Annotated in this window: 14 protein-coding genes; 5 read left to right on the top strand and 9 right to left on the bottom strand. The window is 53.7% G+C overall.

Features of this window, described 5'->3' with window-relative positions:
• The first annotated feature begins 223 nt into the window (after nucleotides 1-223).
• Nucleotides 224-1,249 carry a tyrosine-type recombinase/integrase gene (locus D9N13_RS11655; protein WP_020743633.1) on the top strand — a complete coding sequence of 342 codons (1,026 nt, stop codon included), beginning with the start codon at nucleotides 224-226 and terminating at the stop codon, nucleotides 1,247-1,249.
• 16 nt (nucleotides 1,250-1,265) lie between these two features.
• Here the strand turns inward: D9N13_RS11655 and D9N13_RS11650 are convergent, their stop codons facing one another.
• From D9N13_RS11650 to D9N13_RS11625, 6 genes are all read right to left on the bottom strand, one after another.
• Nucleotides 1,266-1,592: a YnfA family protein gene (locus D9N13_RS11650; protein WP_020743634.1), complete on the bottom strand. Its 327-nt coding sequence runs from the start codon at nucleotides 1,590-1,592 to the stop codon at nucleotides 1,266-1,268.
• A 14-nt stretch (nucleotides 1,593-1,606) separates the two neighbouring features.
• On the bottom strand, nucleotides 1,607-2,524 hold the full coding sequence (locus D9N13_RS11645; protein ID WP_068435067.1) for a cation diffusion facilitator family transporter: 918 nt from the start codon (nucleotides 2,522-2,524) through the stop codon (nucleotides 1,607-1,609).
• A 62-nt stretch (nucleotides 2,525-2,586) separates the two neighbouring features.
• The gene (locus D9N13_RS11640) at nucleotides 2,587-5,784 is read right to left on the bottom strand and encodes an efflux RND transporter permease subunit (RefSeq protein ID WP_206835119.1); all 3,198 of its coding nucleotides are present in this window, start codon (nucleotides 5,782-5,784) and stop codon (nucleotides 2,587-2,589) included.
• Nucleotides 5,785-5,799: 15 nt separating this feature from the next.
• Nucleotides 5,800-7,179, bottom strand: a complete 1,380-nt coding sequence (locus tag D9N13_RS11635; protein WP_290589788.1) for an efflux RND transporter periplasmic adaptor subunit — start codon at nucleotides 7,177-7,179, stop codon at nucleotides 5,800-5,802.
• A gap of 42 nt (nucleotides 7,180-7,221) precedes the next feature.
• The gene (locus D9N13_RS11630; protein WP_035458172.1) at nucleotides 7,222-8,460 is read right to left on the bottom strand and encodes a TolC family protein; all 1,239 of its coding nucleotides are present in this window, start codon (nucleotides 8,458-8,460) and stop codon (nucleotides 7,222-7,224) included.
• A 17-nt stretch (nucleotides 8,461-8,477) separates the two neighbouring features.
• Complete coding sequence (locus tag D9N13_RS11625; RefSeq protein ID WP_273088037.1) at nucleotides 8,478-8,906, bottom strand: hypothetical protein; 429 nt, start codon at nucleotides 8,904-8,906, stop codon at nucleotides 8,478-8,480.
• 216 nt (nucleotides 8,907-9,122) lie between these two features.
• Here D9N13_RS11625 and D9N13_RS11620 point away from each other — a divergent pair, with 216 nt between their 5' ends.
• Entirely contained in the window at nucleotides 9,123-9,320 is a 198-nt protein-coding gene (locus D9N13_RS11620) for a hypothetical protein (RefSeq protein ID WP_035458175.1), read from the top strand.
• 257 nt (nucleotides 9,321-9,577) lie between these two features.
• On the opposite strand, the gene D9N13_RS11615 is transcribed toward D9N13_RS11620, so the two are convergent.
• Complete coding sequence (locus D9N13_RS11615) at nucleotides 9,578-9,940, bottom strand: MarR family transcriptional regulator (RefSeq protein ID WP_035458177.1); 363 nt, start codon at nucleotides 9,938-9,940, stop codon at nucleotides 9,578-9,580.
• On the bottom strand, nucleotides 9,933-10,241 hold the full coding sequence (locus D9N13_RS11610; RefSeq protein ID WP_050751203.1) for a DUF6516 family protein: 309 nt from the start codon (nucleotides 10,239-10,241) through the stop codon (nucleotides 9,933-9,935). Before D9N13_RS11610 ends, D9N13_RS11615 begins: the two co-directional genes overlap by 8 nt.
• Nucleotides 10,242-10,337: 96 nt before the next feature.
• Here D9N13_RS11610 and D9N13_RS11605 point away from each other — a divergent pair, with 96 nt between their 5' ends.
• Nucleotides 10,338-13,352, top strand: coding sequence for a Tn3 family transposase (locus tag D9N13_RS11605; protein WP_290589770.1), 3,015 nt, complete (start codon nucleotides 10,338-10,340; stop codon nucleotides 13,350-13,352).
• A 57-nt stretch (nucleotides 13,353-13,409) separates the two neighbouring features.
• Here the strand turns inward: D9N13_RS11605 and D9N13_RS11600 are convergent, their stop codons facing one another.
• Complete coding sequence (locus D9N13_RS11600) at nucleotides 13,410-14,537, bottom strand: acyl-CoA dehydrogenase family protein (protein ID WP_290589767.1); 1,128 nt, start codon at nucleotides 14,535-14,537, stop codon at nucleotides 13,410-13,412.
• A gap of 251 nt (nucleotides 14,538-14,788) precedes the next feature.
• On the opposite strand from D9N13_RS11600, the gene D9N13_RS11595 reads away from it, so the two are divergent.
• Together D9N13_RS11595 and D9N13_RS11590 are read left to right on the top strand one after the other, a co-directional pair.
• The gene (locus D9N13_RS11595; RefSeq protein ID WP_290589765.1) at nucleotides 14,789-15,490 is read left to right on the top strand and encodes a TetR/AcrR family transcriptional regulator; all 702 of its coding nucleotides are present in this window, start codon (nucleotides 14,789-14,791) and stop codon (nucleotides 15,488-15,490) included.
• 44 nt (nucleotides 15,491-15,534) lie between these two features.
• Complete coding sequence (locus D9N13_RS11590) at nucleotides 15,535-16,848, top strand: DUF427 domain-containing protein (RefSeq protein WP_290589762.1); 1,314 nt, start codon at nucleotides 15,535-15,537, stop codon at nucleotides 16,846-16,848.
• Nucleotides 16,849-16,856: the final 8 nt, after the last annotated feature.

The raw sequence follows: 16,856 nt of genomic DNA, 5'->3' as shown, positions 1-16,856 counted from the left end.
GACTCCGGCGCGGGCCATAGGAATTTCCTTTCAGATTATTTAATACCGTATTACGTAACACGTAATATAACATAATTATATAGCTTTTAAAGACGATTTGAATTTATAATATTAACCTACGATAATGACCATTATCGTAGGTTAATGGATTGAGCCATAAATTTTCGACTTGTAACACCGGTACATAGCCGCCTTTTGGGTGACATCGAAGGAAATCCTATTCATGAACAACAAACCACCAAAACAGGCTAACGACTTGTCATTACGTAATGAGGATTCGACCCTGGTTGAACGCCAGGAATCCGAGTCATTGCGGCAATACCTCCAGGCAGCGACGTCCGACAACACGCGTAAAGCCTACCGTTCGGCCATTCGGCAATTTGAAAAATGGGGTGGTCGCCTGCCCACAGACCGGGATACTGTCGTCCGGTACCTGCTGGGCAGAGCCGAATCGCTCAACACCCGGACCCTGGATCTGCACCTGACCGCCATTAGCCAATGGCACCATTACCAAGGACTCATTGATCCGATAAGTGATCCGTTGGTCCGCAAAACCATGGAAGGCATCCGTCGCACTCATGGTCAGCCCAAGCGCAAAGCCAAGACACTGCGTCTGGAGCACATCGCCGAAATGGTGAATCACATGCGGCAACTCCCAGACAGCAAAAAAAAGCACCGGGACATTGCGCTGGTATTAACCGGCTTTTTTGGGGCTTTCCGCCGCAGCGAACTGGTTGCGATTCAAACCAGTGATGTGAATTGGGAGCCGGAAGGTCTGATCATTCGGTTGCCTCGCTCCAAAACCGATCAGCAATCAACGGGGTTGGTTCGTGCTTTACCTTTTGGGGCTGAAAGTTGTTGTCCGGCTACAGCGATCGAAGCATGGATTAGAGTAGCTGGTATCAATGAGGGCCCCCTCTTCAGGCCCATCAACCGCTGGGACCATGTTCAGGAAAGAGCGCTGAATCCAGGGGCGGTAAACGATCTTCTCAAAACCTTGGGCAAGGCCTGCCAGTTCGATTTTGCACCCGACTTAAGCAGTCATAGTTTTCGTCGCGGCCTCTCTACCTCGGCGGCACGGGAGCGCGTGGACTTTGAACTGATTAAAAAGCAAGGAGGCTGGAAAAGTGATGCTACCGTTTGGGAGTACATTGAGGAAGGACAGCAGTTCAATAATAACGCATCAATCATTCTGATGGAAAAAATGAGCTTGTTGCTGAACGCTGAATCCCTAAAAAAGGGAAAGTAAATCCGCAGGATCGAAATCATCTCGGCGCAAACATGATAATGCCCATCCCTAACAAGGTGATGGCCACGCCTACAAAATCCCACAGATGCGGGCGAATCCCATCCACACCCCACAACCACAGTATGGCCACCGAAACATAGACGCCGCCATAGGCCGCATAAACCCGGCCCGCTGCGGTTGGATGAAGAGACAGTAGCCAGGCAAACAGCGCTAGGCTGAACGCTGCCGGCAGCAAAACCCATGCGGATGCCGACTTCTTCAGCCAGAGGTATGGAAGATAACAGCCAACTATTTCCGCAATAGCGGTGATGATGAACAAACCGAGCGTGGAAAGTATGGACATACGAAGTTCTCTTGTTAGTGCTGATCCGTTTGGCTGGGCACGGGTTGATCCCGGCAAGCTTCTTCGGTCAGCTCGATTTCAATTGTGGTGTGAGCCAGCGGGTATTGTTCGAGCGCCATAGCAATGGATTGTTTGATGGCGCAGTATTCGTCAGGACCAAAAACTCCCTCGTGATCCACTACGATATGGGCCGTCAGTACATGCTGTTCACCATCCAGGGACCAGAGGTGCTGGTGATGAATTCCGCTGATGCCATCAATGCCAATTAGTGTTCGCCGGATCTCCTCGTGAAGCGCCTTATCTGGAACAGCCTGAAAGAAAAGCTTGCCGGTTCCCCAAAGATTCCGACACACATTAAACAGAATAAAGAGAGTAAAGCCCACCGATAGCAATGGGTCGAGAATAGGCCAGTCGGCAAACTGCAAAACGATTGAGATAATCAGCACTGCCACCCACCCCAGCACATCTTCCAATAAATGCCAGTTCAATACCTTTTCGTTCAGCGTATTTCCCTTGCTAAGACGATAAGCAGCAATACCGTTGACGGTGACGCCCAGAATCGCCAGCGCTAACATGCCCTCGGTGACGGGCATCACTGGATTGGCCAGTCGGGGAATTGCTTCGCTTAATACCCACAGCGATCCGGCAATCAATACCAGGCCGTTGATCAGGGCGCCGAACAGGGACAACCGCCGGTAGCCATAGGTGAATTCGGTGTCGGCGGATTTACGTCCCAGCCGGTTCAGGAGCCAGGCGCTGCCAATGGACAGACTGTCACCCAGATCGTGCACCGCATCGGCCATGATAGCCGTGCTGTTGGTGAGCCAGCCGCCGATGAATTCGATGATGGTAAAGCCCACATTAAGAAAGAACGCCATTGCTATGCGGCTTGCGCTTTCATCTTTGTGGTGTGAATGATCGTGTTGATGCATAAGCAACCCTTACACAATAAATGTACCTGCCCTGACCGTAACGATAAGGGCAGGCAAAACGTTTATGCCATGTCGCTTAACTTGCCTTTTGAAAACCAGGCAAACAGCACCGGCAATACAAACAGCGTCAAGAACGTAGCGGTTACCAATCCGCCCACGATCACACTCGCCAGAGGCTTTTGGATTTCTGCGCCGACACCATTCGACAGCAGCATGGGGATCAGACCCAGTGCCGAGGTAATAGCAGTCATCAGCACGGGCCTTAGCCTTGAAACCGCTCCATCAAACACCGCATCCGATACTTTCAAGCCATCCGCAATCCGTTGATTGATGCTTTCCACCATGACAACGCCATTCAGGACAGCGACCCCAAACAAGGTGATGAAGCCCACTGAGCTGGGCACCGACAAATACTGACCGGAAATCCAGAGTGAAAACACACCACCAATCACCGCAAGCGGGACATTCACCAGAATCAGCATGGCCTGGCCAACCGAGGCAAAGGCAAAATAAAGCAACAAAGCAATTAATCCCAGCGAAACCGGCACCACCAGGGATAAACGCTTTTGCGCTCGTTGCTGATTTTCAAACTGGCCACCGATATCGACGGAATAACCGGTGGGCAGGTCCACTTGCTCGGCAATCACCTGACGAATATCAGCAACCACGCTACCCATGTCCCGTCCATGAACATTGGCCTGAATCACCACTCGACGCTGCACGTCATCACGACGCACCTGCGGTGGACCAGATGCGATACTGACTTCCGCCACATCCCCTAGGCGAACCCAGGCACCTGACGGGGCCTGTAAACGCAGGTCGGCAATGGTTTCACGGTCTTCGCGAAACCGCTCAGCGAGCCGCACGTAGATGTCGTAACGCTCGTTGCCATTGATGATCTGGCCGGCACTGGCACCTCCCAGCCCTTCGCGTACCAGCTCCATCACGTCGCCCACGGCCAGACCGTAACGGGACAAGGCTCTGCGATCCGGTTTCACGACCAGTTGAGATTCACCGGCGATCTGCTCCATGGCCACATCGCGGGCACCTTCGATTTCTTTTACTGCGGCCTCAATGGCCTGGCCCTTATTGGCCAGCACGGCAAGATCGGGACCAAACAGTTTGATGGCCAGCTGCGCTTTGACACCTGAGAGCAACTCGTCCACACGGGTTGCGATGGGTTGCGAGAAGTTGAACAGTAAGCCCGGGTGTTGCTCCAGTTTCTGTTCCATCAATGACTGGAGTTCATATCGGTTGTCTGCACTGGTCCATTCCGGCACCGGTTTAAGGCCAATATAGATCTCGATGTTATTCACCGGCTCAGGATCGCCGCCGATTTCAGCCCGGCCAATGCGCGACAGCGCATAGGTTACCTCCGGGAATTCCATCAACTTGGCCTCCAGTTTGGGGGCCACTTCCAGGGCCGTGTCCAGACTGGAAGAAGGTGCCAGGGTGACACGCAGATTGATGGTACCTTCCTCCAGTTCGGGCACGAACTCCGTACCCAGGCGGGGCAGCACCAGCGCAGCCGCTATCACCATAACGGCTGCAACACCCACCACCATTTTGCTGTGCCCCATCGCCCAGGCTAATCCTTTACGATAGAGCCTGTCGAGCGGCTTCAACACAAAGCTATCGCGTTGACGCACACCCTTGCGAAAGAGGTAGGTGGCCAGTGCAGGTACGATGATCAAGGCCACTAACACTGCCGAGAGCATAGCCAGCATGATACTGATGGCCATGGGCTGAAACAGTTTGGCTTCGACACCTTCAAAGCTAAACAGCGGCATGAAGACAACCAGAATAATGGCCGTGGCAAAAAAGATGGGGCGAGCGACTTCCTTACCGGCTTCCTGCAGGCGCAAGGCAATACCATGACGGTCGTGGGCCACATCAAAAGGGTCCACGTCATCGGAATCCACCCGCGATTGTCTCTTGGTATCATGTTCAGCATCCGGGTGCGTCAGATGTTTAAACATGTTCTCCACCATCACTACGGAGCCATCCACCAACATGCCAATGGCGACCGCAATCCCCCCCAGCGACATCAGATTGGCCGACAATCCGAACCACGCCATCACCATTAAAGCGATTCCAATGGAGATCGGGATGGACATCAACACCAGAAAGGTGGCGCGCAGGTTCATCAGGAATAGCGCAAGGATCACGACGATGAAAATAAACGCCAGCAGCAGGGCATTGACCACAGTCTGCACCGCCTGCGTGATCAAATCCGCCTGATCGTAAAATGCCTCGAAGCGAACACCTTCCGGTAATGCCTGGTTAATACGCTCAATGCGCGCACTGACTCCATCAATGGTGGCCTTGGTGTTGGCCCCCATTCGCTTGAGCACGATGCCGGACACCACCTCGCCGAGATTCTCCACCTTGTCGTCGGCGTTCTTGCGCGTCATGGTCACCGCGCCCTGACGGATCTCACTGCCCAGCGCCACTTGCGCCACATCGGACACGGTGATCGTAGTACCGTCCACGGTTTTCAGTGGCACCTGACGGATCTGTTCCAAACCCTTCTCACCATGATCCAGCCAACCCGTACCCCGGATCACCAGTTGCTCCTGGCCCCGGTTCATATACCAGCCGCCGACGTTGGTGTTGTTGCGCTCCAGTGCCATCATGACTTCGTCCTGGGTCAGCTCGTAGGCCAACAGTCGGGACGGGTTCAGGTTTACCTGGTACTGACGCACCTCACCGCCGAACGATAGCACATCGGTCACACCCTCGGCCGGAATCAATAGCAGCTTCACCACCCAGTCGTTCAAACTGCGCAATGCCATGGCATCGAAACCGGCATCGGGTTCGGCCACGAGAAGATACTGATAGACCTGACCCAGACCGGAAGTATTCGGGCCCATTTCCGGCGTGCCGACGCCATCGGGGATCAGCTCCTTGGCAGCCTGAAGCCGCTCAAATACCAGTTGCCGGGCAAAATAGATATCGGTGCCTTCTTTAAAGACTACGGTGACGCCGGACAGGCCGGTTTTGGAAATGGAGCGCACCTCTTCCACATCCGGTAAGGCGTACATCACGGCTTCGATGGGATAGGTAATAAGCTGTTCCACCTCTTCGGCAGCCAGCCCCGGTGCTTCGGTATTGACAGATACCTGCACGTTGGTCACATCCGGAAAAGCATCCAGATTCAGTTTTGGAATAATAAAAACGGCACTGACCGTTAGTGTGATCAGGGCTATCACCACCAGCAATCGGTTGATGACCGCCCAATCGATAATTCGGTTAAACATGGGGTCTCCTACTGCTTAGTGGTTATGGGGGTCAAAGCCGCCCTTGGCGATCTGAGAGGCAACAAAGAAAGCGCCCTGAGTGACGATGCGAGCCCCCGGACCGACACCGCTAATTTCACGTAGCGGCCCGAGCGCTCGACCCAGCTTCACCTCCACTGGCTGGAATTCGCCAGGATGGTCTTCCACGAATACCGTCCAATCTCCGTCTGCGCCGCGCATCAGTGCGGTTTCGGGTACCGCCAGCACGGGTCTTTTAGTCTGGAATCGGAAATACACCTCGGCGAACTGGCCGGGGTGCAGGCGGTGTTCCGGGTTATTGACCAACAGGCGCACGGTACGGGTACGGGTGATGGGGTCAATGGTGTGCGCCTCCTGAGTGACCTTGGCGTTTACACGGACATCCCCAGCCACCACTTCCGCTCTTGTTCCCGCGCCCAGCGTCAGGGAGAGATCGGCGGGCAGGTGGGCCTCCACCCAGAGTTGCTTTTCATCGGCCAACGCAATCAAGGGCGCGCCCGCCTCGATGCGCTGCCCCTGCTCGAAATCATCGCTGAGCACCGCGCCGTCAATCTCGGCATGCAGGGTATACTCCCCTAATGCAACAGATTGCTGAGGAGCGACCAACGCTTGCAAGTCCGAGGCCGAAAGGCCGTAGGCCAGCAGCGTCGCCCGGGCTGCCTCCAGGCTGGTTTTGGCCGTGATGTAACGCTGTTCACCCACGGTTTTGCGCCCAAGTTCCTCTACTCTTTGCCATTCAGGCCAGGCCGTGCGGTAATTGGCTTGTGCCTGCGCCACGGCTTCACTGAACAGAGTAACCAGCGGCTGACCCTGTTCGACGTGATCGCCGAGGGCGACATGGCGGCGCAGCACCACGGAAGGCACCCGGGGCGATACTCGGTAACTGGTGTAACCGTTGGAAAGGATCTCCCCCGGTGCGTAAAGCTGATAATCGACCTTTCTGGGAGTCAGTGGGTTGATCTGAATATCGGCCAGGGTCATTTGCGCCGGGTTCAGTGACGCAGAAGCAGCTTCTTGGTGACCTCCATGCCCACCATGATCACCGTGGTCACCGCCCTCGCTATGCTCTTCATGTCCGTGTTCTGAGCCGGAGTTGTGCTCGTCGTGGGCGCTGTGTTCATCATGATTTTCGTCGCCATGATCATCGTGCGCATCCTTGTGATCACTATTGACGTCCTCGCCGTGTTCCGCGTGGCCGTGCTCGGTGTCAGGCTTATGGTCATCATGCTCTTCATGGTTTTCCTCACGATGATCGTCATGATTATCCTGTTCGCTATGGGGTGCCGCCGTTATCGCTTTTTCCTGCCCATGCTCACGTGCATGCTCAGACTCAGATTCTTTGGCGTGGCTGGCGGTTGCGGTCGCAAGACCCGCCACCAAGATGGCTACCAGTGTTTTATTCATGTTTATCATTCCTGTTTAATTCGTTGACGCGGTCGATGACTTTATTGCGTTGATCAGGTGGCCCGATTGCTGAAGTGCTTCGGTGAGCGCAAGCCGTGTCTGCTTTTCCAGCTCAATGCCTGCCAGCAGGCTTTCGGTGCGTTGATTCAAGGCCAGCAGATAATTAGTGGTGGACAGATCACCCGTGCGCCATTGCCGTTTCAGCAGTTCGGCGCTGTTCTCGACCCGACCCTGAACAACCTCTTGCCAGCGGCGATATTGCTGTTCAAAGCGCTGCCAGGTGGCCTGTGCAGCCTGCCAGTCAAAGCGCTGCTTGCGGTAGATAGCCTGAAAACGAGCCTCGGCCTCCAGCGCTATGCGTTCGGTGGCGCGAGTTTCTGCACTGAAGTTGTTGCGGACATTCAACGGGATGGAGAAGGTCAGCCCGACAACGCTCTCTCCACCATCACGACCGGAATTGACGCCAAAGGTGGGCTCCGCCTTGGCGGTACGCCGTGTCACTTCAGCTTCCTCCTTCAGCGACTGCCAGCGGGCGTGGGCGCTGGCTACGGCCGGGTGTTGCAGTAACTCCTGATCCGAGGTCAAGTCTGGCTGGGAGGGCCAGAAATCATCAGGAATGCCGCCTCGCGTGGGCGCCCATGCGGGCAGCAGCTCGCGAACCCGGATTTCGGCTTTCTGTATCGCGGCTTCGGCCTCGGCAACCTGAGCCAGCTGCTGTGACAGGGACAGAAAGGTGAGTTCGGCATCGATGCTGCCCAGATCACCTGCCTGCTGGCGCTTATCCACCTGTTCGAGCAAGGCGTTAAGTTGCTGCTGTTGCGCTTGGGCAATGGCGGCGGCGCGGTTGGCGGCATGCCACTCCACCAGTGCGGCAAGCGCCTCGGCGGTTTTGTCCAACACTTGTTGCTGGTACAGCGCTTCGGCGGCGCTTCGCATAAAGCCCGCCTGCTGCCGTCTTGCACCCCGTCTGTCCCACCAGTCGATGGTCTGCTGAACGCCGACCCGGTAGTTGTCTTCCTCTCCATTACGCTCCAAATCGGTGGACAGCTCCGGGTTGTAAAGCGGCTGCTCCAGCGCATCGGCGCTGGCGTTGGAGCCCAGCAATTGCTCGCGGGCGGCAAGCACCTCGGGGTGTTGTTGTATCTGGGAGGCGAGCCAGGCGCTCCAACTCGATGTCTCTGCGTAAGCAAACATGGGCAGAAAAAGCACGCACGCGCCCAGCAAGGCCCGTCTGGGCCAGTCAAATCGTCTCATATTGATGCTCCTGAAATTCAGCGTGCGACGGTTTGGTCGTGCACCGGATTTTGCCGTTGTTGGGGTTCATCCCGGTGAAAGGCGACCTTTATTACGGTATCACCAGGCAAGGCGGGGAGCTTTGCAGAAAAACGCACGCCGCCCTTGCGTGATGCGCGTCTGGTGAGAAGGCGCGGTGAGTAATCAGTGGTTGTTTCCGCAATCAATTCGTTATCAGCAGACCAGGCTGCGATGTCTACATGGCCTCGGGGAAGGCCGTAGCGCAGGTGAGCATCCATCCGTCCGAAGACGGTCAGCTCCGCGGCGGTATGGTTCACGGTCACCTGGCGGAAATGCCAGCGTTGGTTGTCGGTATTGACGACTTCAATTTCAGGCAAGCTGTTTTCGGCCTGAGCGGAATTGACAAGCGCGAGGCTCAGCGCGAGCCCAATAGCGATCTGTTTCATGATGTTTCACCCTAAAATAAATACCAATTGTTCGCTGTAACCCAAGGCTACAGAGGCTGATGACGTGCTGTTGAGGCGCGATCAGGCGATTGGAGGGCGAAACAGAGAGGGGGGAATACCAGAGGTGAGGTTGGCCTGATAGTCGGCTTGTCCGTTTTCTGAGAATAAATCGGCTAAGTGTGAAGTGGCTCCGATCAGAACGACAGAGCCGTGGCCATGACAATGGCAGCAATGGTGGCAGTCATATACAGACTGTCCGGGCTGATCGGGTGTCTGCTTGGCGAGCAGATTGTCGTTGTGGGTATCAGTGGCAGTGGATTGATGCGAATGGTCGAATTCCAGGTGCTCCGTCCCGGATTGATGAAGCTGGTGAACGTCCGCCATGGCAGCCACAGATTGCAGGGCAATCAGTAAGGCCAGTAGACAAGTTAAGTAATGGCGGATGTTCATGTGGAATGTGGAGCCCTTATGCTGTCAGGTTCAAAACACTAGCTGCTAAAGACTATCATATTATAGAAAAGTTTCTTCAGTCTTTTCCGAGTAGACCGTTCTACAGCGTGCATTAATCACCACAGCAGCTTCTCCTGCATTTAGGTGGGAGCTGAAGCAGAGGGTCTCGACATTAACGGTTGCCGCATTAGACAGTATCCAATTGTATACAACGCAAACCATCATGCCACCAGGTTCAAGTGGGCATCGATGACATCCCAAGGGGCCTGCAAGGCGCCGGTTTCCGTCCGCTTCAACAAACCCGCTTCCTCCAGGGCGCGGGTATCGGCATGAACATTCTTGTAGTCACGCGCCAATGTGGTTGCCAGCGCCCGTACACTCATCGGGCCCTGTTGGCGGAGCGTCCTCAGCACCTCCAGACGTCGAGGGGTGATCACCGCCAGAAGCATGGAGAGGTCTTCGAAATTCAAGTGAACCTCTGTATCGATTTTCTCGCCGCGTTCTGCCCGTTGCCAGGCATCCACAAAGCGATCAAACCCTTTGTCAGGATTTTCAGTGCCAATATGGATATGCTGTTTAGTCATGTTGTTCACCTCGCAGTCGTTCGATGTCGGCTTTAAAGTCGGCGATAAGTTGTTGTACGGAGATCCAGGTGTAATTCTCTTCGTGCTCTTGTCCTCCAGCGTCTCCGTAATGCCGGTGATCCCCTTTGCCGCGCTCATTGTCATAGCGGACCAGGCAGTGGCCGGACTGGCCGTAATAGAGCCGGTATTTCAACCCATGTGGTCGCTCCGCGTCGGGAGCCGGTAGTCGCCAGATCACCATTTCGCGGATGGCGCCGTCCCGGTAGACGTACTTGTCCCTGAAGAGTAATTCTGCTTTCATATGGCTAATGATACCATATGGCGTATATGCGTGATAGTGGTGTATAGTATCGAATTCTGTGGAATGCAACCGACGTTATAAAAATCTAGAATAATCATGACCGCCTTACATGAAACCGCTTATCCGCGGTTAAAGTCTCAGCCGACACCTGAGGATCTGGTTACCGTCTATACGCCGAACCAGGAAGAGCTTGAGCTGGTTCGATCCCAGACTCGCCAGCCTACCGCTCGCTTGGGATTCATGGTGTTACTAAAGACCTTTCAGCGTCTGGGCTATTTTGTTCCCATTGCTGAAGTGCCGGAGGCAATACTGAACCATCTGATGACGTGCCTGGAACTCAAAAGTCAGGCCGCTCCTCTGGAAAATTACGATACTTCCGGCACTCGTCAGCGGCATCTCAAGTCGATCCGAGACTTCCTGGGTATTACCTCGGTTAGCGACACCACTCTTGAGTTTCTCAAGTCTGCTTTGCGTGAGGCGGCCACCACCAAAGACGAGATCCCGGATATCATCAACGTGGGCCTGGAGTCGATGGCAAAGGCCCGGTACGAACTGCCAGCATTTGGTACCTTCGTGCGTGAGGCAAAAGCAGCGAGAGCACAGGTCAATCGTGAGTTGTTCGAGGCTGTATACCATGACCTGTCTGAAAGCGCCAAAACCCGTATTCAAGAGGTTCTGACGCCCACTACGAAAACGAGCCAATCCAAGAGCCTTTGGGACCTCATCAAGCAGGAGCCACGAAAGCCGACGGTCAGCAACGTGAAAGAGTTTGTAGACCACCTCCGCTGGTTGAGAACCTTTGACGATTGTCTGCCGAAAGACCTGATGCTACCCGCGCCCAAGCTCAAGCGCTTTGTCATTGAAGCTAGAGCCCTCAACGTCGCCAACATGAATGAGTTGGCCGAGCATAAGCGCTATGCCTTGGCGGCACTTTTCATTCGCGCCCAGACAGGAAAAGCCTCTGATGACATTGCCGACATTTTTATCCGTATCGTCCAGAATCTGATCAATCACGCCAATGAAGCCCTTAAACAGCATCAGCTCTCACAAACTCAGCAGGTTGACGCTCTAATCGCGGCATTACGGGATGTTATCCAGGCGTATCAGATTCCCGGTACCGAGATAGAGCGCCTCGACGCGATTGCCCAGGCATTTCAGGGAGAACCCGACGAACTTAAAAAGCGCTGTGACGAGCAGTTGGCCTATGCCAACAATAATTATCTGCCCTTTATGCTGTCACTCTACCGGAGCAAGCGGGCTCTGTTGTTCGATTGCGTTGCCCACATGGATTTACAATCGACGACTCAGGATCAATCGACGCTCGATGCTCTGGCCTTAATCATGGGGCATCGTCGTAGTCGTAAGCCGACTCTGGATGCCGTGAATGCCAAGGGCGAGCCGCTTGATCTGTCGTGGATACCCGATAAATGGTTAAAACTGGTCACTGGAAAAACGACCCGCAACAGAAACAACACGGAAGTGCATCGAAAATATTTCGAACTCTGCTTGTTAACAACGCTGGCCCAGGAGTTGAAGTCTGGCGACGTGGTGATCATGGGCAGTGATAAATATGGCGATTTTAGAGACCAGTTGGTGAGCTGGGAGGAGTATCACGAACAGATCGCCGAGTACGGTGAACTGGCCGGCATCATTACCGACCCCAAAGCGCTTATTGCCGAACTTAAACGTTGGTTGAGAAAGTCATCGAATGAAACCGATAAAAAATTTCCGGGCAATGATCAGGTCAGAATTGAAAAAGGTGAGTTGGTCATTCAGCGCGTTAAACGCAAACCCATTCCCGCCGCACTGGAAAGAATCAATCGTGCATTGGATGACCGGCTGTCGGAAACCAGCATCCTCGACGTATTAATTGATATGGAAAAATGGCTGGGATTAAGCAAGGGTTTCAAGCCATTATCGGGGCATGAAACCAAACTCACCGATCATCAGCGTCGCTTTATCGTTACCTTATTTTGTTTCGGCTGCAACCTGGGGCCCACACAAACCTCCCGTTCCATTGAGGGCATTAACCGTCGCCAGATTGCGTGGTTGAACCTGCGTCATTCGACAGAGGAGAAGATCGATGAGGCCATTACCAAGGTCATCAATGCCTACAATCGATTCTCCCTACCGAAGATTTGGGGTACCGGCAAGACGGCGTCAGCCGACGGCACCAAATGGGATCTTTACGAGCAAAATCTTTTGAGTGAACACCATTTGCGGTATTTGGGTACCGGTGGCCTCGGCTACTATCATTTGTCTGATACCTATATTGCGTTATTCAGCCACTTCATTCCCTGTGGTGTTTATGAGGCCGTGTATATCCTCGATGGATTATTGAAAAATCAGTCAGACATTCAGCCCGATACCATACATGGAGATACCCAATCCCAGAGTGAAGCGGTGTTCGGGCTCGCTTACCTGCTGGGCATCAAGCTGATGCCCAGGATTAGAGGCATTAAACATCTGAAGCTCTACCGGATCAGCAAAGAGGATCACTTTAAGCATATCGATACCTTGTTCAAGGACACCATAAAGTGGGAGCTGATCGAATCGTGTCTGCCCGATATGCTACGCATTGCGTTATCAGTGAAAGCCGGAAGAATCAACGCATCGACCATTCTGCGACGATTGGGAACCTATTCCAGAAAAAACAAGCTTTACCTGGCTTTGCGAGAGCTCGGTCGAGTCGTTCGGACCGTTTTCCTGCTGCAATACATTGCGGAGGCTGAAATCAGGGAAATGATCCAGGCCGCGACGTGCAAAAGTGAGGAATTTAACGATTTCTTGCAGTGGGTGATGTTTGGCAATGATGGCTTGATCGCGGAGAACGTTCGGCACGAACAGCAAAAAATCATCAAATATAATCATCTTGTCGCCAACATGATTATTCTTTACAACGTGGTGACAATGACAAAGGCGCTTGGGGAGTTGGCAGAAGAGGGCTATCCGATTGACCCCGAAGTGCTTGCCGGGACATCACCTTTTCGCAGGGGCAATATCAATCGTTTTGGAACGTACTCAATGAATATGGACCGGGAAGTCCCCAACATCGAGTTTAACATACCAATCCCAATACCAGACAAAGACACCGGGTTGATCATTAATTAATCTTGTGGCTGTTTATTTAAGGAATCGTTGCCGACCCTCCATAAGCATTGCGCCGTTTTATAAAGCGCGAGCAATCACCATGCGCTGTATATCTGAGGTACCTTCGTAAATCTGGCAGACCCGCACATCCCGATAGATTTTGGCCAGACCAAATTCCTCCAGGTAACCATAGCCACCCAGGGTTTGAATGGCCGCCGAGCACACAGCCTCAGCGGTTTCAGACGCAACCAACTTGGCCATGGAAGCCTCCTTTAAACAGGGGGCCCCGGCATCTTTCACGCTGGCGGCATGAAGCACCAGTTGACGGGCAGCCTCAAGACGCGCCGCCTGATCAGCAAGACGAAACCCTACGGCCTGATGATGTATAATGGGTTTACCCATGGACTGACGATCTTTGGCATAATTAACGGCGATATCCAGCGCCGCCTGAGCCATGCCAATGGATTGCGCCGCAATTCCAATACGTCCAAATTCAAGATTGGACAGTGCGATACGATAACCCTCGCCTTCTTCACCCAGGCGCAGCTCCGGCTCCAACAACACATTCTCAAAGCGCAGGGCGCAGGTGTCTGAAGCGTATTGACCCAGCTTATGCTCGACTTTATCGACCTGGTAGCCTGCGCGATCAGTGGGTACCAGAAAGCTGCTGATTCCTTTTTTCCCCGCGGTTGGGTCAGTGACGGCGAAAACAATGGCCAGTTTGGCAATGTTGCCGGATGTGATGAACTGTTTCGAGCCATTTAGAACGTATCCACCTTCCGCTTTGGTCGCTTTGGTTCGCAGAGCAGCAGCGTCTGAACCGGCATCCGCTTCGGTCAGGGCAAAGGCACCGATCATGCGGCCACTAATAAGATCCGGCAGGAAACGTTCACGTTGTGCCTGATCACCGTCGTTCAGCAGCGCCGATACGATCAGGCTGTTCTGGATCGACAAAATAGTCGACAAGGCGCCATCTGCGGCCGCAACCTCCATTAATGCCAGGGCATAGGAAACGTAGTCCGCTCCGGCTCCACCCACCTGCAGAGGTGCGGTCATCCCCATCAGCCCAAGACCGGCAAGTTCCTCAAACAGTTCAGGCGGATATCCACCATCGGCTTCATACTGGAATGTACAGGGGCGAAGTCGATCGCGAGCGAAGCTCCGCACGGCATCGGTGATGGCCTGTTGCGTCTCTGACAATTGCATGGCGTTTTCTGTCTCTGATTAACTTGGGTTAATTTAATGAGCGGCAGGCGCTATCACGTTATGAAACAGAAAACGCCTCCACTATTGTACAATACAACAATGTTGACTATTATGCCCATGAATCGCGGTGCCGTCCATGGGTCTTTCGGCTGCATCCATGCCTGGGTTAATTCGATGAAAAGTGGTTCATAGCATGTTACACTTCGATGATTATTTGACTTTTTGAATGACTCATAAAATGGGATTCCCAAATGGCAGAAACAAAACCTCGCGAGCGGCGCAGAAGAGATCCGGAAGGCACTCGAACGGCAATTCTGGATGCGGCTCAATCGATATTGGCACAGGATGGGGCAGAAGCGTTGAGTGTTTCCCGTGTTGCGAATCTGGCGGGTGTCAATCGCGGCACTGCCTATCAGCACTTCCTGGCCAAGGAAGATCTGATCCAGGCAACAATGGAACGGGTGAGCCATCAACTGCTGGAAGCGGTGTTCGAGGAATCTGAAGCAGGCGACAAACCCGTTGATGATGATCTGGAACCTGATCTTCAACATCTGCCTGATGTTATAAAACGCATGGCAGGATTCACCATGCGCATGGCACTGTACACTGTGGAGAATCCGGAGAGCAGCCGCATTTGGCTGTTCGATCTGCTCTCCAAGAAAGATCCAAAGGAAGACGTATTCTATAAGCGTTTTCTGCAGGCGATCGAAAGGTTGGCCAACAGTGATGTCAGTGAGCCAGACATCGACATTGAAGCCCTGGCGGTATTGATGTTATCGGGATTCTTCCTTTGGCCAGTGTGGGTCGACTCACACGCCAAATCCAAAAAAATGCGTAAACAGATGGCGCAGCGTTTCGGCAATGAGGTATTACGCCTGACCTTGCACGGATTTGTTGCGGTGAAAGCGCCTGAGCTAACTGCAGTGGGCAGCAATAAAAAACCAAAAAAATAACGGGGCCCGGACAATCCCTGTCCGCGCTCTCAGGGAGTCACTTTATGAGTGTGCGGCATTCTGCATGGGGCCGGTATCCAGATTACCGGGTGGCATTGAAGCCTTGTCGGTCCACCGGCAGAGTTACTGCTGATGGCCAACTGCTTGCTTATAGTAAAGCCTGCCTTCTGGTGCAAGAATCCGAGCATGATGACAGGCTGTATTTTCCAGAGAGTGATGTGAACTGGGCGTTACTGGAGCCTTCGCAGCAAATCACATTTTGCCCTTTTAAAGGTGAAGCAGGTTACTGGTCTGTAAAGAAAAAGCAGGCGTCTCCCGACCTCGACAACATAGCTTGGGCATATCAAGATCCCTTTCCCGAGGTTGATGGACTCAAAGGCTACGTTTCCTTTGATACAGAACAGCTTGCAGTGGAATTACTGCAAAGCTGGAGCGGCGATCAGGAGCATTCCGTTGCTACCAGATTGCCGATCTGGGGTGACCAGCAGGACCTGGTGCATTTGCTTGACGTGAAGCCCGCGACGGAGAACCGCTATGGTAGCGATCCTTACCCCAATCCCCCGCGCGGCACCTTCATCGAGTTGCAAAAGGATAAGCAACGGCGCAGCGTGGTGGAGGGCGGCCACCAGTTAGCTCAGGCGATTGTGGCGGCCTCGAAAACAATCCCGGAACAACGGGTCACCTCGGCGTCCATGATATTCAGCAAAGCGGCCAGCTTCGATTTGCCCATGGAGGTTCACGTTGACGTAGTACGGGCGGGGCGTAGTTTTTCAACCCTGGACGTAAAAACCGTTCAGAATAATCAACTTCGCTCCGCCGGGATTGTGTTGATGGATAATACACCGGCCGACCGCATTCGTCACACCATGACGATGCCGGATGTGGCTGGACCGGACAACGCAGTACCCATCGATATGAAAGTAACCGGGCGCGAGATTCGCATTGTCGACGGGGCCTACACCAACGATCTGGATCATATTGGCCCACCGGAGCTGTACGCCTGGATTCGCTTCCGTGACGCACCGGATAAGCCGTATCTTCATTGTGCGTTAATGACCCAGGCCACCACCCATTGGACCATCGCGGCGGCACTGCGTCCCCATGCAGGGCTCAGTCAGGCGCTGGCGCATGTATCCTTGTCCACCGGCCCCTTGAAAACGGATATAAACTTCCACGATGACGTCGATGTCAGCCAGTGGATGCTTTACGTCAATGACGCAGTGTATGCGGGAAGAGGGCAGGCCCAGGGCATTGGCAAGATCTTTGCCATCGATGGTCGCTTACTTGCAACTTACTCCGTGCACACCATGATTCGCGATTTCAGTTCACCGTCCAATAGCGCACACAACGCCATGTAAACCGAGTA

Source organism: Ketobacter sp. GenoA1, from assembly GCF_003671475.1.
In the GTDB taxonomy this organism is placed as follows: domain Bacteria; phylum Pseudomonadota; class Gammaproteobacteria; order Pseudomonadales; family Ketobacteraceae; genus Ketobacter.
Note: the sequence above shows the minus strand (reverse complement) of the source record. Positions and strands in the feature narration are given on the sequence as shown.